The organism is Mucilaginibacter antarcticus (genome assembly GCF_042686155.1).
In the GTDB taxonomy this organism is placed as follows: Bacteria; Bacteroidota; Bacteroidia; order Sphingobacteriales; family Sphingobacteriaceae; genus Mucilaginibacter; species Mucilaginibacter antarcticus.
This window is the reverse complement of sequence record NZ_JBHUON010000021.1, coordinates 50,376-72,024: the sequence shown is the minus strand read 5'-3', so window position 1 is coordinate 72,024 and position 21,649 is coordinate 50,376. Positions and strand designations below refer to the sequence as shown.

At 40.4% G+C, this 21,649-nt stretch carries 19 protein-coding genes; 6 read left to right on the top strand and 13 right to left on the bottom strand.

What is annotated here, in order from left to right; genetic code table 11:
• Positions 1–51: 51 nt before the first annotated feature.
• The gene (locus ACFSYC_RS15695; RefSeq protein WP_377129518.1) at positions 52–1,260 is read right to left on the bottom strand and encodes a dicarboxylate/amino acid:cation symporter; all 1,209 of its coding nucleotides are present in this window, start codon (positions 1,258–1,260) and stop codon (positions 52–54) included.
• Between the two features lie 146 nt (positions 1,261–1,406).
• On the opposite strand from ACFSYC_RS15695, the gene ACFSYC_RS15690 reads away from it, so the two are divergent.
• The gene (locus tag ACFSYC_RS15690) at positions 1,407–1,784 is read left to right on the top strand and encodes a hypothetical protein (RefSeq protein WP_377129516.1); all 378 of its coding nucleotides are present in this window, start codon (positions 1,407–1,409) and stop codon (positions 1,782–1,784) included.
• On the opposite strand, the gene ACFSYC_RS15685 is transcribed toward ACFSYC_RS15690, so the two are convergent.
• The 12 genes from ACFSYC_RS15685 to ACFSYC_RS15630 all read right to left on the bottom strand — a co-directional run bounded on the left by ACFSYC_RS15685 (position 1,785) and on the right by ACFSYC_RS15630 (position 15,847).
• Positions 1,785–2,630: a DUF2911 domain-containing protein gene (locus ACFSYC_RS15685; RefSeq protein ID WP_377129514.1), complete on the bottom strand. Its 846-nt coding sequence runs from the start codon at positions 2,628–2,630 to the stop codon at positions 1,785–1,787.
• 176 nt (positions 2,631–2,806) lie between these two features.
• On the bottom strand, positions 2,807–3,997 hold the full coding sequence (locus ACFSYC_RS15680) for a PQQ-dependent sugar dehydrogenase (RefSeq protein WP_377129512.1): 1,191 nt from the start codon (positions 3,995–3,997) through the stop codon (positions 2,807–2,809).
• A gap of 102 nt (positions 3,998–4,099) precedes the next feature.
• Entirely contained in the window at positions 4,100–4,864 is a 765-nt protein-coding gene (locus tag ACFSYC_RS15675; RefSeq protein ID WP_377129510.1) for a WecB/TagA/CpsF family glycosyltransferase, read from the bottom strand.
• A 105-nt stretch (positions 4,865–4,969) separates the two neighbouring features.
• Positions 4,970–5,305 (bottom strand): hypothetical protein, encoded by a 336-nt coding sequence (locus ACFSYC_RS15670; RefSeq protein ID WP_377129508.1) that lies wholly within the window; start codon positions 5,303–5,305, stop codon positions 4,970–4,972.
• Between the two features lie 143 nt (positions 5,306–5,448).
• Positions 5,449–6,177, bottom strand: a complete 729-nt coding sequence (locus ACFSYC_RS15665; RefSeq protein ID WP_377129506.1) for a carbohydrate deacetylase — start codon at positions 6,175–6,177, stop codon at positions 5,449–5,451.
• A 58-nt stretch (positions 6,178–6,235) separates the two neighbouring features.
• Positions 6,236–7,867 (bottom strand): right-handed parallel beta-helix repeat-containing protein, encoded by a 1,632-nt coding sequence (locus tag ACFSYC_RS15660; protein ID WP_377129504.1) that lies wholly within the window; start codon positions 7,865–7,867, stop codon positions 6,236–6,238.
• 73 nt (positions 7,868–7,940) lie between these two features.
• Entirely contained in the window at positions 7,941–9,110 is a 1,170-nt protein-coding gene (locus tag ACFSYC_RS15655) for a glycosyltransferase family 4 protein (protein WP_377129502.1), read from the bottom strand.
• A 3-nt stretch (positions 9,111–9,113) separates the two neighbouring features.
• Positions 9,114–9,977 carry a glycosyltransferase family 2 protein gene (locus ACFSYC_RS15650; protein WP_377129500.1) on the bottom strand — a complete coding sequence of 288 codons (864 nt, stop codon included), beginning with the start codon at positions 9,975–9,977 and terminating at the stop codon, positions 9,114–9,116.
• Between the two features lie 16 nt (positions 9,978–9,993).
• Entirely contained in the window at positions 9,994–10,959 is a 966-nt protein-coding gene (locus ACFSYC_RS15645; protein WP_377129499.1) for a hypothetical protein, read from the bottom strand.
• 307 nt (positions 10,960–11,266) lie between these two features.
• A complete protein-coding gene (locus ACFSYC_RS15640; protein ID WP_377129497.1) occupies positions 11,267–12,658 on the bottom strand; it encodes a lipopolysaccharide biosynthesis protein in 1,392 nt (463 codons plus the stop codon).
• A 3-nt stretch (positions 12,659–12,661) separates the two neighbouring features.
• Positions 12,662–15,001 carry a GumC family protein gene (locus ACFSYC_RS15635; RefSeq protein ID WP_377129496.1) on the bottom strand — a complete coding sequence of 780 codons (2,340 nt, stop codon included), beginning with the start codon at positions 14,999–15,001 and terminating at the stop codon, positions 12,662–12,664.
• 6 nt (positions 15,002–15,007) lie between these two features.
• Positions 15,008–15,847, bottom strand: coding sequence for a polysaccharide biosynthesis/export family protein (locus ACFSYC_RS15630; protein ID WP_377129495.1), 840 nt, complete (start codon positions 15,845–15,847; stop codon positions 15,008–15,010).
• Between the two features lie 418 nt (positions 15,848–16,265).
• Here ACFSYC_RS15630 and ACFSYC_RS15625 point away from each other — a divergent pair, with 418 nt between their 5' ends.
• The 5 genes from ACFSYC_RS15625 to ACFSYC_RS15605 all read left to right on the top strand — a co-directional run bounded on the left by ACFSYC_RS15625 (position 16,266) and on the right by ACFSYC_RS15605 (position 21,646).
• A complete protein-coding gene (locus tag ACFSYC_RS15625; RefSeq protein WP_377129494.1) occupies positions 16,266–17,093 on the top strand; it encodes an MOSC domain-containing protein in 828 nt (275 codons plus the stop codon).
• An 11-nt stretch (positions 17,094–17,104) separates the two neighbouring features.
• Complete coding sequence (locus ACFSYC_RS15620; protein WP_377129492.1) at positions 17,105–17,389, top strand: SelT/SelW/SelH family protein; 285 nt, start codon at positions 17,105–17,107, stop codon at positions 17,387–17,389.
• A gap of 72 nt (positions 17,390–17,461) precedes the next feature.
• Complete coding sequence (locus tag ACFSYC_RS15615; RefSeq protein WP_377129490.1) at positions 17,462–17,896, top strand: RrF2 family transcriptional regulator; 435 nt, start codon at positions 17,462–17,464, stop codon at positions 17,894–17,896.
• Positions 17,897–18,032: 136 nt separating this feature from the next.
• Entirely contained in the window at positions 18,033–20,126 is a 2,094-nt protein-coding gene (locus tag ACFSYC_RS15610; RefSeq protein ID WP_377129488.1) for a nitrite reductase, read from the top strand.
• Positions 20,123–21,646 (top strand): TSUP family transporter, encoded by a 1,524-nt coding sequence (locus tag ACFSYC_RS15605; RefSeq protein ID WP_377129486.1) that lies wholly within the window; start codon positions 20,123–20,125, stop codon positions 21,644–21,646. The genes ACFSYC_RS15610 and ACFSYC_RS15605 overlap by 4 nt, the downstream gene beginning before the upstream one ends.
• The last annotated feature ends 3 nt before the right edge of the window (positions 21,647–21,649 follow it).

The window sequence follows — 21,649 nt, the reverse complement described above, 5'->3', positions numbered from 1 at the left end:
AGTTCATCGTTATCCGGCGATGGACTTTTTTTATCGAATCTATATTTTCGTTTAAGTAGAAAGTTTGCCCGTAAATTTTTGAATCAACATTGCGCCCACTGTATCACCAGTAGCATTAAGAAGTGTGGCAACCGGGTCTATCAAAGTGCCTATAATAATGGTTGGCGGTAATGCTTCGGGCGGGAAACCGTAAGCTGATATAAACAACAATTCGCCAATGTAACCACCATTGGGGATGCCCCCCTCAACAATACTAACTAATACGGTCATTCCGAGCGCTAATAAAATAACATCAATACTTGTAAAGCCTTTACCAAACATGGCAAACACTACGGTCATTTTCAAAATTGATGAAATGCTTGAGCCATCTTTATGTAAGGCGCCCCCCAATGGAATAACAATGCCCGCAATAGTATCACTGATACCCATCTTCTTAGCCGCCTCTAAATTAGCCGGGATAGTAGCAATGCTGCTGGATGTGCCAACTGCAGTAGCTGATGGTATAATGTTGTTTTGCCAATAACGTTTAATGCCCCCAATGCCTCCGGCAATAAATGCATAAATACTGTAAAATACTACGAAGTAAAAGATACTAACGCCATACCCCAAACCCATAACGTGAGCGTAAGTACCAAATAACGACGGGCCGAACACTGCCACCTGGTAGGCAAAATAGGCTCCTAGGCCGATTGGCCCAAGTTTCATAATAATAATAAATACATTTTTAAACACCTCCGCGCCAGCATTCAGGAACTCGCGGAAAGCGACACCTTTGTCACCCGACCTTAACGTGCCAAAACCGATCAAGATGCTGAAAATGATCATGGCCAGCATATTTTTACGGGATAAGAGTTGGTAAAACTCGCCGGTGGTAAACATTTGTGTCACCTGGTCGCCGGTCAATTTACCGCCAGCATCTTGTTTAAATGTACCGGCTGTAAAACTCATTTGCTCATGCACCGGGAAGAGCCAAAATGCAGCCATGGTAATCAGCGCAGCCATGACAACCATCAACAGAAACACCGCCGTCATAGTTATTAATATCCGGCTAACCTGTGTACCGCCTTGCAGGTTGGCTATTGCAGATGAGATACTAAAAAACACCACAGGAATTACTGCCACGAACAAGAGGTTCAAAAATATATCGCCAATTGGTTTTAAAACCGCTGCATCTTTACCTAATAAAACACCAACCACACTGCCGGCCACAATACCGCCAATAAGCCAAATCATATTACTATAGTTTTTAAACCAGCTCATTTAGTCTTAAATATTTGATGGATGTAAGATAGCCATATTAGTTTACCGATACAATCAGGCATTTCACCGACAACTTTCATCTTCTTGCGGGCCGTCGCTTTCTATTAATGCTTAGTTAGATAACTTAGACGAATAAAAAGCAAAATATGGATATCTTATCAGGCTCAGCAATAACAAGTACAGACGAAATTATAAACACAACGGCCCTTTTTGGCGGCGTTGCACGAACCGTCTTATCTAAAAATTTCAAAGGTGGTGCAATTCGTAATTTTTGTAGCTGTACCGAGCTTGATTTTACGCAAGCTGATATCAATGGTGTTGTAGAACTGGATATATCTCAAGCCTTCGGCAGTATTACCATAGCTGTTCCGCCAAGTTGGCGGGTTGTCGCAGACTTAGGTCACATTTGTTCGGTTATTGACGAAGACAGGGCATATAATAATCGCGGCTATAATTCAGACAAGCTATTGGTATTAAAGGGTCTGTCGGTATTCAGTTCGGTAGATGTAGTTAACTTTATATAATTACTTTACCTGGTAGCCGGCTTCGCGTAATACATCTGTATTCATACGGATGTACTCAGCATTCTCGTCTTTTTCAGCTATCTCTAACCCTATTTTTGCCGCTGCTATAGCGGCTTTTTTATTACCCATTTTTAGTAGGATACGGCCTTTCCAATATTTAACATTGTAAGCATCAGGCTGTTGTTTTTCAACTTCATTCATCCAGGCTAACGCTTTGTTCATATCTAAATCATGATAATAATACCATACTGCTGCTACGTAGTAAGGTTTATTTTCGCCCTTCATTAACTCATCAATGTTAGCTATAACATTGGCGGATATGTCGGCTTTTATTTTAATTGAAACGGCTGTGTGTTCCCATAACAATTGGAGCTGACCCTGATCTACATTTACACCGGCAAATTGTATGGTGAAAGTTTCTACTTTGGGCGATATCCGGTAAGGCTTTACTTTAAACCTAACTACGTCTTGTTTTTTATCGTAAGAGTAAGCGCCCCACTGTTTGGAAACTTTATTTATGATGATTGTCCACTCTTTCGCACCGGGAATGGTAAATAATGAATATTCGCCCGGCGGTACTTTATTTCCTTCAAAAGTTACCGTATCTGAAAGCCTTATAACGGTTGCCGAATTAGCACCCGTACGCCATACTACACCATAGGGCTCAATGTTATTAAAAATCTTGCGCCCTTTAAGATCCGGGCGGCCGTACGTTACATCTATAGTTCCTAAACCAAATTCTTGATTTATATGCTGGGTTGAGCTAAAGTTAGGTATCTTAAGATCCTGCGCCTGTAAAGTGTTAACGAACAAACAAGTGATCAAACACGCGATAATTTTTTTCATTAGCGAAAATGAATTATTTCTATAAACAAGAATAAAGGGCTAAAATGGCTAAAAAAGGGCAAAACGGCAATAGTTATTGCAGCGCTCTTTTAGGGGTTTGACATAAAACTGTTTAAATGGTTTATCGCAATCAAAAAAAAATTCCCCGAAATATCCAAGCGTCATTTTATTAAGCTTTACGGGGCAGGAACAAACTTGTATATTTTACCGTCACTATAATTAAGGATATATAGGTTTTTCTGACTATCCTCGCCAAAGGAAGACAACGAGCTTCCACTTACTTTGCCAATCAAATCATTATTAACAGCGACGTTGTTAGCGGTAGTCAATGCCCATATATTACCCGATACAAAATCGCCAAAAACATATTTACCGGCCAAACCGGGTAAATTTTTATCCCTTGACACAAATCCTCCGGTTATACTCCCCCCTGCCGCGCGGCCATAACTCCAGACGGGTAACTTCAATCCGGCTTTATCACAGTTGCCCGAATAGCAATCGTTGCCTTCCATGGTTACCCAGCCGTAATTACCGCCTTTTTCTATAATATCAATTTCTTCGGCTTTGCTTTGCCCGACATCAGCCGCCCAAAGTAAACCAGTAGTTTGATCAAAGCTAAAGCGCCACGGGTTACGTAAACCGTAGGCATAAATTTCATGTCTGCTTCCATCTGTATTGCCGACAAATGGATTATCTGCCGGTATCGCATATTTGGCACTGACGGCAGCTTTACTAACATCGATCCGCAATATTTTACCAAGCAGCGTTTTTTTGTTTTGCCCATTCCCATTCGGATCGCCGCCATTGCCGCCATCGCCAGTAGCTATATACAATAAATTGTCGTTACCAAAAGCTAGCTTCCCTCCTTTATGATTCTCGAAGGGCTGTGCATAGGTTAGCAGGATCTCTTCGCTGTTAGGGTCAGCCACATTCGGATCAGAGGCGCTTACTTTGTACCGGGCAATTACCGTCTCCAGAGCCGGATTTTTACGAACATAGTTAACGTAAAAGTATCCGGAAGTTTTGTAATCCGGCGCAAAGGCAAGCCCTAACAATCCCATCTCTCCATTGCTAACTACTTTAGTGCTGATATCCAGAAACATCGTTTTAGTATTGACGGTAGCAGCGTTTGCAAATTGATGGATAACGCCGGTTTGTGACACCACAAAAATTCGATTTGTACCATCATTAGGGGCCGTAAGTTCCACTGGTTTATTGATGGATGGTAAATTTGGAAATGCCTGGGCTATTGCGTATTTCCCTAATTCGGCCGGTGGGGCTTGACTGTCGCCGGGCTGGCCTGGATTATTTGATTTGCAGCCTATAGCAATACAGATTGTTGCAAAAAGTATAAGCTTAATTTTCATGGTCTTAATCTTTATAACACATTATTGTTCGCCGTACTTAAAAACAACGTCCTTATATAGGCTTTGTTTTAAATGCGATAAAGACTTTCTGGGATAAGAATGTTAGCCGGGAAGTAAATTAGCGATCTTAGCTTTAAATAGCTCAAAAACAAAGGCAGGGCCGTAATACAGGTATCGTTTTGCCATACGCTTAGGTTCTTTAGCCAAACGCACGGCCCATTCCAGGCCAAGGTTAATCCAAAACTGCGATGGGCGCGTAACGGTCTCCGCATAAAAATCAAATACCGCACCTATAGCACAAATAATTTTAGTATCCAACTGATCTTTAAATCTATAAGACCATTTCTCTTGTTTTGGTGCAGTCATTCCTACAAACAGCACGTCTGGACGGACGGCGTTTACCGCTGCCAGCATAGCATCGTTATCCTCGTCACTAAACTCGGCCTTAAAGGGCGGAGAGTAGGTGCTTACTTTGATCTTTGGATACTCTATTGACAGTCTTTTTTTGATGAGCGCAAGTGTTGATTCTGACGCACCTAAATAAAAACACGAGCCCCCCTCCTTATTTAACTTTTGTAGTAAATGCTGGTGGATATCGGCACCAGCTATTTTTGTTACCGTATCGCCATTAAGCATTTTTGCGGCGGCAACTATACCTACTCCATCTGGTAAAAGTATGTCAGATTTAATAAGCGCGTTTTTAAATGCTTCATCCTTTTCGGCCACCATAAAAGAATACTGGTTAACCGTGGTGATCAAACACTTTTTATTAAAACTTAGTTCAGCAACGCTACCACTATAAATAGCATAGTCCAACACGCCGACGGTTGTGTTCTCACTGACGTTTTTTGGTTCTATTTTTTCCATTAATTGATCGCGCTCTATTGCTAAGATAAGGCAAATTTCGAACCTAAAATTAAAAATAAACATTATTGGCTGTTATGCTTTCTTGCATAGGCAGCGAAGGTGCAATTATAAATAAACCGTAGATGAGGCAGCAAGATTTGGCACCACAAAGTGGGGAAATTCAATCCCCAATTGCCCAAAAAATGCATGCTGGTGAATGTCCGCGCCGGCTATTTTTTTAACAGTTTCGCCATTGAGCATTTTGGCGGCAGCCACTATGCCAACACCATCGGGTTTAACATCGGCATCTTTCTCTGCCACCCTATATGAGTATTGGTTAACTCTACTTATCAAACACTTCGTGTTAAAACGTAGCTGGTTTAAGTTGCTATTAAATATGGTATAATCTAATACATCAACCATGGTGTATTTAAATATTTCGTTTAAAACTAAAGTTTCCATTTGTGAATGATATTGACACCTGAAAATAACCAGGCTATTATTAATCTAAAACTAAAAAAGTCCCTTCTCGGTTAAAACACCAGAATTATTATATTGGGAGGTAATAACGATCATTAATTGTAGGAACATTTTCCGACAAACCATTATTTTCCTTTTACAAAAGTCATCCATTTACTCATAGAGGTACTGTCTACATGGTCAATCAATTTACCGTCGTCGTTAAAGTCCGGATGCACCATTATTTCAACCGGCCTGTCCATTTGTCGATCAGGGTTTCCTAAAAATTTATCAACTGTTTCAAAGAATACCGAGTGCGCAATGCCTGCCGATTTTATCTTGTTATTGATGTATTTACGGTAAGCAAACTTTATATAACTCCCCTCGCTATAGGTCTGAGCCAGGCGCAGCTTCAAATCATATTTTTTCGCGGCTTCAATGTACAAGGCATAAAACGCCGGCAAAGTATGCAGATGCAAATGCGAATCTAAATGCGAGATGTTAACATTTACAGCCAGCGCTTTTTCGATCTGAGCATTCAACTCATTTTTAAAAGCAGCTTTGCTTCGGGTGTCAAGCAATTGGAGTAGCTTGGCGGTTTTGGTTACATTCCAACTGCCATCGGCTGTAAGAAATTGTTGTGCGGCAAAATCGGTAAGGGGTTTACCTTCAGCAAAATTACCGTGCACACCAATATTGATAATTTCCGGGTGTTTACGGATAATCTTAACGGCGTCGTCAAAATCATCCATATTGGTTAATAGCGACGTACTGTTAATATAGCCTTGTTGGTAAGAGTATAGGATGGCCCGATTAACTGACTGGCTTAATCCTATATCATCTGCATTAACAATTATGTTTTTGGGTATGAGCATAGTTAACGATAAATAATATGACTACTCATGATGGAGCGTTTAAAGTTTAACCGTTTTACTAAAAGTTATTTCCTGTTTGGGTCTTTATTGTAAATAGCGCCAGCTCTGTGACAGCACCGGTAACGGTGTTATTAATAAACGATACATTTTGGGTTGGAGCGTAATTAGATGTTATTGCTTTAAGCGGCAATTGGGACCCTTTAATATTGTTGCCTGTTATTTTATTACCATTTAGTATGGTGTTATCTATACCCACTTCAATACCAAACTCGAGGCCGGGCCCACCAGTAGCTGCTTCGGCATATGTGAGGGTGTTGTTTATTAAGCTAATATTTTGATCTCCAGCTCCATGCGCCAAATTTGAGTATAACTGCATGCCCTTACGCTCGCGTTCATTAGGCGTTGTAAACTGTATGTTATTATCTTTTATAGTGATAGTGAAATTAGAAGGGCAAGCCGTGTCGACGTTTATGCCTTCAAATAGCGGATTATTTACAGTGTTTGAAACGATCTCGACATTAGGCGAAAAATCGCCTTCAACAGCGACACCTTTAAAACAGTTGTTGATTGTGTTGTTTTTGATAATTGTACCTTTTAGGATAGAAACAGCAGGCATTGTACCGGTAAAGTTGATGATAATACCCATTGCCTGTTTTTTATTGTCGTAAATGACATTATTTTCTACCAAAAGATTGTGGCTTCCTGCTACTTCAATATAATAAAACACCGCATCGGTGATGGAGTTATTAGTAACTTGCGTGTTTACACCCACTGCAGATATCCCAATGGCATCGTGATTTGCATCATTTTTACCAGTACCCTTGATAGTATTATTGCGGATTATGGTACCATCAATGTTCCCCCAATCTTCGATGCCCATGTAACCCGAATTTTCGATGACGTTATTGGTAACTAGGTTGCCTGTACAATATTCCGGCGTATTGCCGTGTGCAACTAATCCATCTGCAGGCGCATTCGAAATGTAATTAGCTTCAACTGTGGTGCCACTTGCTCCGTTCTCGGCATACTCAATACCGGCAGATATCAACCGATTGCCTTTAATCAAAGTATTGCGTGTTCCGCTGCCACCAGCCCATATTGCTACAAAGCCTGTATTACTATATGGAAGATTAAAATCAAAAAAATTATAGGTAAATCTTCCGTTCGGGCTATTTTCTAAATAAATGCAAGCACTACTCCATTTAGCAAATTTAAAAGATTGGGTAGACTGCCTAAATTTGATATTATTTATAACGCAATCGTTAGCGTCTTTAAGATAGAAGTATCTGCCTAAGGTAAGCAGCGTGCCTTTCATATTAGTCCCGGTTTTTATGACTGCGCCAACCGCACCGTAAATTTTGGTATTTGCTTTAACGTTAAGGGTTTTATTAATGATATATGTTCCGGCAGGAAATACAAGGGTGTTTCCTGAATTAAGTGCCTTTTGCAGGGCGTTGCTGTCATCAGTGACACCGTTTCCAACGGTACCAAAGGTTTTAACACTTATCGCGTTAGCAGGCACTATAGTATCAGTTAAATTGATGTGAATTTCGGGCTCGGTTGAATCGAACAGCGGCTGTGCGGTTTTAGCGGTCACAATTTGCTCTGTATCCGGGGCTATAAGACATTTCTTATTGCACGAGAAAAAGAACAATATTACTACGCAGTGCCAAAGAGGATAAATTTTCATTAAATTAATTAAGGTATAGGCTTTATACTGTTAATTAGTGCGTTAAGTTACACGTAATTAAAAATTTCTTTAACTATTTATTCCAGCCAGCGGTATTATAACTACCGCTCCAATATCTCAAAAATAACGATCCCGGGAAAGTGGCTTTTTTAGATTTTTGAGTAGCCATCTTGTTTAAAACAGCCAGCAATTCGACGCCCATATTCTCGTAATTCATAGCGTTAATGATTTCAAGAGATCTTTTAGACATTGCTTTTTTTGCAGATTGATCAAGATTGATAAATTTCATTATCTGCGATGCAATATTCTCAACATCATCCGGGCTAAATACGAAACCGTTCTCACCCTCCGTCAATAACGCTACAGAAGCATTGATCTTATTACTTAACAACAAGGGCAGTCCGGCTGCCATAGCTTCGTTTACAACAAGGCCCCAGCTCTCAGCAAAACTAGCTAATACAAATGCGTCGGCGTTAAATAAGTAGGCCGGTATATCACCATTGGGTATGATTCCTAAAAAATCCACTCGTTTCAGACCAAGTTCAGTAGTTAGGTTAACCAGTTTGTCATGCAGCGGCCCAGAACCAATAAGTGATAATTTATACGTATCGTTTTGTTGCTCGATAACTTGCCACGCGCGCAGTAAGTTCTCTAAGTTTTTTATCTCTACAAACCTGGCTACGCAGATTAAGCTTTTATGATCAAATGTTTTATCGCCATCTATTTTGAATAGCTGATTGTCGATGGTGTTATAACCATGAAAAAACAACGGATCCTTAAAAACGCCATCATACTCAGCATCATAATCCTTTGACGGTAGCCACAGTGCGTCTGACTGTGTTGTTATGGCGTCTTTTATAAATTGGACAAAGGCGTTTCGCTTGATATTTGACGGCTTACCATCATCAAACATGATGAACTTCTTACCCTGTTGCTTGCACCAGCGCAGTCCCAATGCTCCCGAATAGAAAACTATGGAACCACCGATAATTACATCAGGATTGATCTCATCAAGTTTTCCAAAAAGGGTATTAGTAATTTCGGCTCTAGTTAAATCGGTATACTTTTTATCCGGGAAAAGGCAATTGTCACTATCTAATGGATCAAAACTGTAGGGCGACCCCTTACCAAAAAGCTCTATGGCATATAAGGTTATGCCATGTTGGGCCAAAAATTGTCTTAAATACTTAATCCGGCCTTTCCAATACACGCGCAAATCGTTATGGAGTATCAAAACTTTCATGGCTTATTTCTTAAATCTGTCGTAAACAAACGGAAACAGTGTTTTTAGCCATAATTTGGCAAATGCTGAAGGGTAATTTAATGGAAAAAACTCTTTGATGTATTTAAGATAACTGTCAGATTCCAGGCCCTTCGGACTTTTCATGTAGGCTATACGGTCTTTCAATGGTCTGTCCGACGACATCCAAGGGCGGCCGTGGTCATAATCGCAAGAACCATAATAGCCAGGCGCTATCCAAACCTTGCTGCCTTTTCTAATCGCACGTAACGTATAATCATAATCAGCAAAACTGTGGGTGTACCGGTTGGATAAAATCCCTATGCGGTCCACAGTAAGCTTGTCCACCAATAAAATATTGGCATTGCCTAAGTGGCATTCAAGTAATTCATTGTCGTCTGGCTCCAGCATCACCGAGTCGCCATTATAGCCGTTTAACAATACTCGGCCCCCGTAGGTTATTTTTTTCAGATCCAGGCTTTTAACACTGCCCAATAAAATATTTCCGTTATGTTCCGCTTTTCGATACGCTTCAATCAGACGAGCTATAGCATTGTCAAACAATTTAACGTCATCATTTAACAGCAGATAAAAATCGTAATCAGCTTGTTGCTGCACCCGATCCCATAACATATGCATGCCACCAGCCCAAAATAATGAGCCCGAGCCCTCAATCAAATCAACATTAGGATAATTTTCGCGCACAAAGGTAGCGGTACCATCCGGAGATTGATCATCCAGCAAATGGATATCAAGGCTGTAACCATCCGGGATGTTTTGTGTAGTTAAACTTTTTAAAAACACCTTCGTTTTCTCTATCCTGTTGTAAGAGCAAGCTAATGCGGCTATTTTTAAAACCTTTGTTGTCATTTTATGATCTGTATAATTATGATTGTAAAACGGGGGATTGTTCGGCATATTCACCCTCATCTAATTCTTCCTCATCCAAGTCTTCATCAGGCTTAGCGTAAAAATATAGAAAATAAAAGTTTGTCATCATGGGTAAAATAAATATGGATTCAGAAAACCCGAGAATCATTACTAATAATACACAATAGAACAACTGTTCGCCCGTCGCGCCAAATTTTTTGAAGAACTGGCACATCCGTGTAAACAAAAATACAAAAGCAGCTATACCAAATTTGGCAAAATATTCAAATATACCGCTAGACGTATTGGCATTTCTAAGATACGGGACAGATTCGATAAATATATTAGAGACCCCTAATATCAATTTTTCATGATATTGATTGTAGATGAATAACGCACTCGAAAACCGATTGAAGGGCATCTGTTGTCCCACCTTTTCATAATATGCAGAGAGGGTTGCTATATTTTGCAAATCTCGCATATCGTGATGATAGATCTCGACAACCTTATCTAACAAAAACGGTAATTTAAATACCGCGACGGCCGCAGCGGGCACTGCAAATATGGCAAGTGTGCTTATTTTAACACCATTAGCCCGGTAATGCATTAGCATTACAACGGCAAAGGCCACATAGGTAGTAGTTGATAAGGTTGTTAAAACGCCTGCTATCAACCATTTGGTGCCGCTATCCATCTTGAAACCGTTTCTAAACAGGTGTAACATTAAACCAACAATCAAAAAGAACCCAAAGGCCCCCGGCTCCCAGGAGAACCCCGAATTTTGATGCGCGTGTTCTGTAACATATGTAAACACCAAAAAATTAGTGTAATGATAAGCCGGCACGTCTGGGGGCAAGTTTATAGCGGTGCCGATGGAATATAAAGCCGGCCCGGCAACTAGCTGGAAGCAGTAGAAAAATATAGATATTTTGGTAAGGTCGATGATAACCTTTGACAGGTAATAGGTTGCCTGCTCTTTCAAGAGGGCGCAAAACAAAAAGCTGGGCAAAACATATTTAAACAAGTAGACTATGTCACTAACATAGTATCGGGAAGGTAAATTGGTAAAAAATATGGAGCGTAACGTACAGTAGCTAATCCATATAACAGCGAAACTTACACCAAATCGAACATCGCGTTTGGTAAACCGGCTTTGCTCAAGGCCTATCCAGATAAAAAGAAAGTCTATTAAAAACCAATTTATGTTATAAAACGAAACAAACGTTCCGCGTGCGGTAAGTAACATAAATACAAACGTGGCAAAATACAACATACCGGTATTTCAGGGGTCAGGCAGTGCTTGCAGCATTGGCCGCCTTTAGTTCGCCACTACGTAAAATTATTTCTATCTCGCGTTTCCACATAAAGCCCTGTATAATTACCCAAAGTATAGTGGCATAAACAATGCTATTTACACCCCAGCCAAAATAACGTATCATAATTAATACCACCGGGATATGCAGTAAGGCCGTAATTATGGTTACAATGGATTGCATTTTAACCTTACCTGTTCCATTAAGCACAATAACATACAAATCGGTAAACAAGCTAATGCTATATGATGCGGCCATACATAAACTTAAAGCCATGGGAACTATCACCGCGTCGCCAACCCATAAATGAAATACGGGTTTTATGAGCAAAACCTGCATTACAATTACACCAAAAAATATCAGAGATATTTTTTCGAGCTTTTTTATGCTGGCACGTATCCAATTAAAATCATTAAGCGTAAACGCATTGGTAAAGGCGTTCCAGTAAGTACCCATAATAATATTGATAACAATATTAGTTACCGAGTAATACTTAAATAACAGGTTATAGGTGGTCACATCGTGACCGCCAAACTCGCGTGTGATGATAATTTCTGTAGTTGATATTAAAAACACTCTGGCAATCTGAACAATAAAAAAGGCAAAGCTCAAACTAAACAATGACCGGCTTTTTTTCAAGTCGACGCTTTTTAAAGACGGGCTTATTTGTCGGTAATTGCGCGTGTACAATACCACTGAATAAACTAGCATTACCAAAACGGGCAGCAAGGTTTGAGCCATTGCCAAAAACAAAATGGAGCCCTTTAAATACTGAGCACCAAATATGATGGGAATAAGCGGTGAAACGTTACAAATCAAAGCGATCTCGTTGGCCTTATAAACCTTTTGATCACCTTGTAATACCGAATTAATGGATTTCAAAATAAATTGCAGACCGAGGCCGATAAACACCACTATTAACGTCAGTAATAATTCGCGTTCGTTTAGTTTTGTATTGAAAACACCATTCCAATTGATAAAGGGAGCCACGACACAAAAAATCAGCATTACAGGTACCATAATTAGCAACATAATGGCATAGGCAGATGACACATCAATTTTTGCGCTTTTATAGTCTGCAACAGCCAAATACTCTGCAACCTTATTTCGCAAACCATTGGCCAGGCCAATGTCCAGAATACTTATCCATCCAACGGTCGAGGAAATTGCAAGCCATATTCCGTATTTATCGGTATCCAATAGCTTTATAGAGTATGAAATGGTAGCAAAGGCAGACACCACGCTAATGGCCCGCAGTATAAATGATATACCAATGTTAAAATTCACCTTACTTGTTCGGGCCTTATCGCCTCCACCCGTTAGGGATTTAATGTAACTCGTCACTTTCTGTATGATATTTGTCGCCATCGGTTATTGAGATGACCTGGTTGGAAAATAATCTTTATAGTTATCCTTAACGCTATCTACGCCATTAAAAACTATACTCATGCTTGGCAATTGCTGCTCGGCATACAGGTTATTAATGAACGGTAGTTGTTTCTTGGATGTAAAATTTTTTCTGACAACATACAGCGTGATATCACAAAGCCTTGAAACAATGTTAGCATCTCCTATAACCTGTAGCGGAGAGGTATCTATCAATATATGATCATAGTGCAACCGCAGCCAGTCTAACAATATTTCTATACGCTTTCTGTCAAGTAGTTCAGAGAAATTAGGAATGAACTGCCCGCTGGCTATAATATCAAGGTTGCGGTAAGTCACTGAATTTTGAATTACATCTTCTTTTAATGACTCCCAGGTTAAATAATGACTCATGCCCGGGTGCGTGGTAGGTAGGTTAAATATATCGCACATTACCGGCCTATATATATTGAGCTCTAAAATGATCGTTTTTTTACCTGATGTTGCCAATGCTACACCCAAATTGGAAGTAATAAAGCTTTTCCCCTCGCCTGCTACGCTGGATGCCATCAGCGTGACACGACCCTTACTTTCGGTATCATGCAAATAATACAGCTGGGTGCGCAGGCTCCTAAATTGCTCTACCAAGGTAAAATTCATTTTTTCGTTTATGTCATCTGTAACAATCTGCGATCGTAACCGAGCTTCCTCAATTTCGCCCGAGATTGCCGTAGGTAACAGTTTCTCTATCGTACGACGGCTAGTTACATGATTTTTAATGGTATCTCTAAGATAAATAATACCGGCTGGGATTAGTAAACCTAAAATCATAGCCGCTATAAACGGGATTAAAGCTTTAGTAGCTTTAAGCGGTAGCACATAAGCCATATCTACCAAACGCGCGCTGCTCAAAGTTGATGCGTAGCTCAATGCTGTCTCCTCACGTTTTTGTAGTAATACGTTATATAAAGACTCTTTACTGGCTTGTATCCGTCTTAAGGCGGTCAATTCACGGTCTTCGCCCGGCAGGCTTTCGATAGACGATCTGAACCTTGAACCAACGGTCAAAAGTTCTTTACGGGTAACTTGTAAAGACGATTTAATGTTATTTACATTCTCTTTTATTGCTGCCCGGGTAGAAGCTATTTGCCTGTTAATAGGCTCAAATGCCGGGTTCATTTCCGGAGTAGTGGCTAACATCCTGGCACGTTCGCGCTGTTGATCAGTATAACTTTGCACCAAAGCAACAAGGTTTTGATCGCCTATGTTAAGTGTGGTGGGTACTGTTTTGTCACTGACATTGGGTGCGTTTATGTAAGCCTCAACGTCGTTGATCACCTTCAGTTGAATATTTACCTCATTCAGCCGCCCTTCATTTGCCTGCGCACTTTGAATATACGATTGCGATTGCAGCGTAACATCAGTTAACCCGTGGGTACGCCTGTAATCCTCCACTGACTTTTCTGCAGAATTGAGCTCAATGGCTAACGAATCAAGGCGCTGATCAATAAAATCAAGTGTGCTCTTGGTTTTTCGGTTTTTCTCCAGCACTTCGTTTTTATTGTATAGGGTTATCAAATAATTTATAAAGTCTTGGCCGCGTTGGGGTATCTGATCTTTTAGAGTGATATCAACTGCCGACGATTCCAATTTATCTTTTAACTCGACTATTAAGTTTTGCTGATAAACATCAACCACAGATTTGGGGTCATCAATGTTGATAACAATAGTTTTTCCGATAAATCTATTAAGGCTGGCAGTAGGCGCCAGTTGCCAAGTACCAAGGGTTGTAGAAATTGGCGATGAAAAGCTATACTCCGGGTTCGAGTTTTCAGGATCAGAAGTTTTGAGCGTAAAGTTGGTACTATTTTCAATTGTAATAGTTACTTTTTGGCTAGGCTTAACATTGGGGTTTCTATGCAGCAAAATAAACTCTACCGGGCTTTCATCTTTATAAAGATTCTCAGTCAGATGATTAACTTCAACCTTGTAAGATGCCCAAAGCTTAAGGTCATTGATAACCATTTCTATCAGTCGACGCGATTGCAATATCTCCCTGTCGTTTTCAACCTTTTTTTGAGCACCGGCAATGCCCATTTCCTGTAATGAAGATTGGATGTCATTACTAGCCTTTTCCTCTTGTAATAATAAGGTTGCTTTTATTTCATAAGTTGGCTTTGATACTAAATGGAAAGCGTAAGCCCCTATCATTGTTAACATTGTAAACAACAAAAATACGGGCCAGTAATAAATGTATTTAATAATAATTTCACGCAGGTCAAAATCGTCGTCAGCTACAACCTGAGGACGTTTGCTTGTTTGTGTGTTTACTTTCTGTGCGCACATAAATAGCTATTGGCTGTCGCTGTTATAGTATAAGAAATAGGCTGTCACCAAAACGCCCGCTGCTGATATGGCAGCCAATAAGGTCGTGAGGGTACGGTACCCTCGGTCAACAGGCGCATACTTTGTGCGGTCTGGCTCAACATAAATTACATCATTGTTTTGCAAATAATAATAAGGAGAAGAGAAGATCTTTTTTGACGTCAGATCCACAGGTAAATATTCGCGTTTGCCCTCGTATTCTCTAATCAGTATTACGTTTTTACGTTTAGCAGTAATGTTTAAATCGCCCGCCAGGCCAAGGGCTTCTAAAATAGTTATACGCTCGTTTTGTATGTTAAAAACATCAGGCCTTAATACATCGCCCACAACGGATATTTTAAAGTTTAGTATGCGTACGCTGGGGATAGGGTCTTTAAGGTAAGGAGTAAGCAACGGTTTCAATTTTTCGGCAAACTCATCAGTGCTTATACCAGCTGCCTTCACTTTACCAACATAAGGTACAGTAATTTCACCGCTCGAGTTAACCCGATAACCAAATACAGGGTTATTATTTGAATTTTCTTGCCCCATTGGCACATTGGCTTTATTACTACCACCGGTTTCAATATTACCGGTAACACGGGCATTTGATGGCGCAAACTCATTAACCGGGCTCGCGCTGGCAACATTAAGACCTAAAAGATCGCCCGCTTGTATCTTCAAGGGCGAGTAGTTATCTACCGCCTCCTGCGTTATCCTTTTATGGTCAAGATCTTGAAAATAAGGCACCTGCTTGTAAACCGAGCATGACGCATTTAATAATATCACCGCAATAAAAAGCACTTTCTTTAAGTCAGATATTATCATTTCTCGCCTTTAAATAGTTGTTTCGAAATTAACGATTACTTTGGTACGCCGTGTTGAGTAGTTATTAACAACCACTTATTTAATTAACAATTTTTCAGTCGCTTTGAGGCAGAAGCATTGTTTATAACAGCAATATTAAAATTGGGATTTTAAATAACCTTAGATCATTAGGATCACAAGCAATAATTATGCTCTAATTTATCAAGTAAAATATAAACGACCTGTTTTGAACGTCGTGTAGCGCTAAAATGTATCATATGTTGTTAAAACGGCCTTTTAACCTAATTTGTTGGGTTTCTACTTATATTATTGATAATAATATATTACAGTTATCACCTCGAGGCACTTGGGCAGTTATTTCCTCAAAATGTAAAACTACTTAATCAATTAAGTAAATTGCGTGCTGTAGACTTTTGAGATGTTACAGATAACTGAACTATATATTTATCCTATTAAATCAATGGGGGGCATTAGGCTTAATGAAGCGATGGTTACCGATCGTGGTCTGCAATATGACCGTCGTTGGATGCTAATCGATGACAACAACCGCTTTATTTCGCAGCGTGAATGTTCTCAAATGGCCTTACTAAAAACCGCCATAAATGATAGCTATTTGGTGGTAACTAATAATGTTACAAATACTTCAATTAACATTCCATTAACTACTAGAAGTAAGGGTTTTATACAGGTTACAATCTGGGACGATAGTTGCGTTTCTGTTCTAATGCGCGATGAAATTAACGCCTGGTTTACCAAGGCACTAGGCATTAGTGTACGGTTAGTTTATATGCCCGATGATTCGCAGCGGCTGGTTGAGGAGAAGTATGCAAAACACAACGATATTACCTCATTTTCAGACGCTTTTCCATTTTTGTTAATCGGTCAATCATCGCTGGACGATTTAAATACCCGGCTTGATAATGCAGTACAGATCGATCGCTTTCGGCCTAATATAGTCTTCAGCGGAGCCGCGCCATATTGTGAAGATACAATAGATAGCTTTACTATTAACAACATAAACTTTAACGGCGCCAAACTATGCGCACGATGTAACATGATCACTATTAACCAGAATGATTCCACCAGCGCTAAGGAGCCTACTAAAACCCTTGCCAGATATCGCAGACGAGATAATAAGATCTATTTCGGTCAAAACCTTATTCATAATGGATCAGGAAAAATTTCTGTCGGTGACGAGTTGCATTTGATTTCTACTCATACAGACCAACGTTTTATAATCGCTTAATAAGCCCAGATATGAAACCTACCATAATTATAGAATACTGCCCTAAATGTAAATGGCTCCTGCGTGCCGCTTATATGGCGCAAGAGTTATTGACCACTTTTGAAGATGACCTTTTTGGCGTCACCCTTCAACCCAGCGAAATAGCGGGCAGATACTCTATCAGCATAGATGGCAACTTGTTATTTGATCGGAAGCGCCAAGAACGTTTCCCTGAAATAAAAGAGCTTAAACAATTGGTGCGTGATTTAGTTAGCCCGGATAAAGATTTGGGGCACTCTGACAAAATTGTAAAATAATGTATACCTAACAGGTATTTTTAATTGGATTACAATTCTTTACTTATATTTGTTAGTTATCAACCCCAAAAAATGCTGTCGAAAAAAACGAAGTATGCTATTAAAGCATTGGTGATTTTAGGTAAACATGCCGATCAACCACCCATGCAGATATCAAAAATTGCAGAAATAGAACGGATCCCTAAAAAGTTCCTGGAGCAAATCTTGTTAGATATGCGCAACGCCGGTTTTTTATACAGTAAGAAGGGGGCTGGCGGTGGCTACGCTTTAAATAAAGACCCAAAAGACATTTATTTGGTAAGTATAATGCGTATTACAGACGGGCCTGTGGCTATGCTGCCTTGCGCGAGTTTAAATTTTTATCATAAGTGCGATGAATGCCACCAGGAAACCACCTGCGGGATACGCGATGTATTTGTTGATGTACGCGATGCGACACTAAAGATCTTATCAGAAACCAGCATAGCCGATATTATTGCCCGCGAAAACAAGCTTATCAATATTTAATACAGAATGTTCATTTAATTGTTAAAATTTATCTTTTTTTAACAATATTCTACCATTTCCATATACTATATATATCTTTGGCTTGCTAACGCACTTCTTTATATTGCAATGGCATCTATTTAACTAAAATATTATTATGCAAAGCTTCAGAACAGAGCTTGAAAACCCTATTGTTGAGAAGGATATTATTGATCTTGAGAAAAAGATAAGGGAGTTTCGTGAAGGAAAGATACATGACGAGAAATTTAGAAGTTTACGTTTAGCAAGAGGTATTTACGGTCAGCGCCAGCCAGGTGTGCAAATGATACGTATTAAGTTACCTTTTGGTAAAATGACCTTTAAGCAGTTATTGCGCATTGCCGATGTGTCTGACAAGTACGCAAGCCGCAACCTGCACCTTACCACCCGCCAGGATATACAGATACATTATGTGAGCTTGGATCGCACGCCCGAACTATGGGCGGAATTAGAGCAAGATGATGTTACCCTGCGCGAGGCCTGCGGTAATACCGTGCGTAATATCACCGCCTCTCCTACTGCGGGCATAGATCCGAAAGAACCATTTGATGTTTCACCTTATGCGCATGGCGCATTTGAATATCTGCTGCGTAATCCTGTAAACCAGGATATGCCGCGCAAGTTCAAAATCGCTTTTTCTGCAAGTGATGAGGATACCGCTTTTTCATTCGCGCATGATTTAGGTTTTATACCCAAGATCAACGCATCAGGCGAACGTGGTTTTAAAGTGATGTTAGGTGGCGGTCTCGGTGCGCAGCCTATATTGGCGCATATTGTTGAGGAGTTTTTGCCCGAAGATCGACTTATACCATATATCGAATCAACCATTCGTGTGTTTGATCGCTATGGCGAGCGTGCAAATCGTAATAAAGCGCGTTTAAAGTATGTTATTCAAAAATTAGGTTTAGACGAAGTGTTGCGCCTGATGCAAGTTGAGCGTACTGCTAATAAAGTTAAAACCTATAAAATAAATATCGAGGCCGTAGAAGTACCTGTATTGCCCCTACCAATTGATTTTGGTGATGTTAGTATCACTAACCCACTAGGTTATGAGCAATGGTTAGCTACCAATGTATTTGAGCAAAAGCAAACAGGATTTTTTGGTGTATATATTAAAGTATTAACGGGTGATATTCCGACCGATCAGGCGCGGAAGCTGGTAGCGCTATTGCAACCTTTAGCCGGCGACGAAATTCGCGCTACGCAAAATCAAGGTTTGTTATTAAAATATATCCGTAAAGAAGCTTTAATAACCCTTTACAACGGTTTAGCAGAGTTAGGCTTAGCGGCACCCGGGTTTGACAGCGTTGCCGACGTTACCACCTGCCCTGGTACTGATACCTGTAACCTGGGCATATCAAACAGTATGACCTTTGCGCGCGTGTTGGAAGACCTGATCTACAACGAATATGAAGACCTGATTTACAACCGTGACATCACCATAAAGATCAGCGGTTGCATGAACTCGTGCGGACAGCACAGTATGGCACACATTGGTTTCCACGGAAGCTCATTAAAAGCCGGTGCTAAAGTATTACCGTCAATGCAGGTAATGTTAGGCGGTGGTGTTGTTGGCAATGGTGTAGGACGCGCAGGCGACAGGGTAATCAAGATCCCGTCAAAACGCGCTACACAGGTTTTAAGAGATTTGTTAGACGATTATAAAGCAAACTCTAATGAGAACGAGCTTTTTAATGATTACTATGACCGGCAGGGTAAAGATTATTTTTACCAGATGTTAAAACCACTGGCTGATCTGACTACCCTTACGGACGAAGATTATGTAGACTGGGGCCATGTAGAAAGCTATGAAAAAGCTATTGGCGTTGGCGAGTGTGCGGGTGTGGTAATTGATTTGGTAGCTACGTTACTATATGAGTCTGACGAAAAAATGGAGTGGGCAAATGAATCATTCGCCAATGGCGCATGGGCAGATGCTATTTACCACTCATATAACGTATTTATTAACTCTGCGAAAGCTTTGTTGTTAGATAAGGGCATTAACAGCAGCACACAGATAGGTATAATACGTGAGTTCGACGCACAGTATATTGACACCCACGAGTTTGAATTAGGCAGCAGCTTTAACGACCTGGTAACTCAGCTTAACCAGCACGAACCGTCAGAAGCGTTTGCAACCCGTTATAAAGAATTAGCCACAGGATTTTTAGCAAGCGTAAAAGCAAAAAGAGAAGCGATTTTACAGTCATGAGTTTAGCGTCTAAAGGATTGGTTGACACTGCTGATAGCGATTTAAATTCCGTTCGGAATGAAAACGCCGGCGGCAATCAACTTTTCCCCGTTTTTTTGAAGCTGAACAAACTCCATACCGTGGTTATTGGAGCAGGCAAAGTCGGGCTTGAAAAGCTTACTGCCATTATGCACAACTGCAATACGGCGCGTGTTACGGTTATTTCAGCAGCGGTTATTCACGAGGTTAGTGCTTTGGCCGTCGCCTATCCTACCATCAATGTCATCCAAAAAAGTTTTGTTGATAGCGACCTGGATGGCGTCGACTTAGTTATTGCCGCTACGGACGACTCTGCTCTTAACGCTTACATCCGCGAATCAGCGCATCAGCGTAAGCTATTGATCAACGTAGCAGATAAGCCTGATTTATGCGACTTCTATCTAGGTTCCATCGTAAAAAAAGGCGACCTAAAAATAGGAATATCTACCAACGGTAAATCGCCCACCATAGCTAAGAGGCTACGGGAGGTTTTGGATGAAAACATCCCTGATGAAATTGATATTACCCTGCAACAAATGGCAGGCCTGCGCAACACCCTATCAGGCGACTTTGCAGCCAAGGTTAAACATTTAAATGAGATAACATCAGTATTAGTTGAACCTAAAATCGAGCGTAAAAACCTTCGCTGGCTGATATGGCTGTTTATTATATTTGGACTAGGTATAGCTATAACCGCTTTATGGTTTAACGAACCCGAGTTTAGAGCCTATGCGCAACAGATAGACCAATCCTTTTATTACTTTTTAGGCGCAGGCTTTTTGTTTGCGATGGTAGACGGAGCGATAGGCATGTCATATGGCGTTACTTCAACGGCTTTTTCAATATCTATGGGCATTTCTCCCGCATCAGCTAGTATGGCCGTGCATTTGTCAGAGATCATGAGCAATGGTATTGCCGGCTGGATGCACTATCGTATGGGTAATGTAAACTGGAAATTATTTAAGCTGCTCATTTTACCAGGTATACTTGGCGCTGCGGTAGGCGCCGGTTTAATATCGTCGTTGGAGCATTATGCCATGTACACCAAGCCTTTGGTGTCAATCTATACGCTTACATTGGGCGGCGTAATATTATCCAAAGCATTTAAAACAGCTAAAAAGAAATCAGCCGATAAAATAAAGCGCATTTCATTATTAGGCTTGGGCGGCGGTTTTATTGATGCTGTAGGCGGTGGCGGTTGGGGTTCAATTGTATTGTCGTCATTAATTGCCGGTGGTCGGCATCCACGTTTTTCTTTAGGTACGGTTAAGCTAACCCGCTTTTTTATTGCCATGATAGGCTCGCTGGTATTTTTAACTATGCTTAATGGTGCCCCATGGAGCGCTATTGCAGGTTTAATTATAGGCAGCGCATTGGCAGCCCCTATAGCGGCAAGGATATCTAACCGTATATCGGTTAAGCTCATCATGGTTGCCGTAGGTATAATTGTGATATTGGTAAGCTTAAAAAGCATCGTTGCCTTTGTAAGTAAAGTGATATAATAA

Excerpts from the sequence above, each read along its gene's own strand:
- ACFSYC_RS15695 (WP_377129518.1), bottom strand. The coding sequence starts at position 1,260 with ATGAGCTGGTTTAAAAACTATAGTAATATGATTTGGCTTATTGGCGGT.
- ACFSYC_RS15690 (WP_377129516.1), top strand. The coding sequence starts at position 1,407 with ATGGATATCTTATCAGGCTCAGCAATAACAAGTACAGACGAAATTATA.
- ACFSYC_RS15685 (WP_377129514.1), bottom strand. The coding sequence starts at position 2,630 with ATGAAAAAAATTATCGCGTGTTTGATCACTTGTTTGTTCGTTAACACT.
- ACFSYC_RS15680 (WP_377129512.1), bottom strand. The coding sequence starts at position 3,997 with ATGAAAATTAAGCTTATACTTTTTGCAACAATCTGTATTGCTATAGGC.
- ACFSYC_RS15675 (WP_377129510.1), bottom strand. The coding sequence starts at position 4,864 with ATGGAAAAAATAGAACCAAAAAACGTCAGTGAGAACACAACCGTCGGC.
- ACFSYC_RS15670 (WP_377129508.1), bottom strand. The coding sequence starts at position 5,305 with ATGGAAACTTTAGTTTTAAACGAAATATTTAAATACACCATGGTTGAT.
- ACFSYC_RS15665 (WP_377129506.1), bottom strand. The coding sequence starts at position 6,177 with ATGCTCATACCCAAAAACATAATTGTTAATGCAGATGATATAGGATTA.
- ACFSYC_RS15660 (WP_377129504.1), bottom strand. The coding sequence starts at position 7,867 with ATGAAAATTTATCCTCTTTGGCACTGCGTAGTAATATTGTTCTTTTTC.
- ACFSYC_RS15655 (WP_377129502.1), bottom strand. The coding sequence starts at position 9,110 with ATGAAAGTTTTGATACTCCATAACGATTTGCGCGTGTATTGGAAAGGC.
- ACFSYC_RS15650 (WP_377129500.1), bottom strand. The coding sequence starts at position 9,977 with ATGACAACAAAGGTTTTAAAAATAGCCGCATTAGCTTGCTCTTACAAC.
- ACFSYC_RS15640 (WP_377129497.1), bottom strand. The coding sequence starts at position 12,658 with ATGGCGACAAATATCATACAGAAAGTGACGAGTTACATTAAATCCCTA.
- ACFSYC_RS15635 (WP_377129496.1), bottom strand. The coding sequence starts at position 15,001 with ATGTGCGCACAGAAAGTAAACACACAAACAAGCAAACGTCCTCAGGTT.
- ACFSYC_RS15630 (WP_377129495.1), bottom strand. The coding sequence starts at position 15,847 with ATGATAATATCTGACTTAAAGAAAGTGCTTTTTATTGCGGTGATATTA.
- ACFSYC_RS15625 (WP_377129494.1), top strand. The coding sequence starts at position 16,266 with ATGTTACAGATAACTGAACTATATATTTATCCTATTAAATCAATGGGG.
- ACFSYC_RS15620 (WP_377129492.1), top strand. The coding sequence starts at position 17,105 with ATGAAACCTACCATAATTATAGAATACTGCCCTAAATGTAAATGGCTC.
- ACFSYC_RS15615 (WP_377129490.1), top strand. The coding sequence starts at position 17,462 with ATGCTGTCGAAAAAAACGAAGTATGCTATTAAAGCATTGGTGATTTTA.
- ACFSYC_RS15610 (WP_377129488.1), top strand. The coding sequence starts at position 18,033 with ATGCAAAGCTTCAGAACAGAGCTTGAAAACCCTATTGTTGAGAAGGAT.
- ACFSYC_RS15605 (WP_377129486.1), top strand. The coding sequence starts at position 20,123 with ATGAGTTTAGCGTCTAAAGGATTGGTTGACACTGCTGATAGCGATTTA.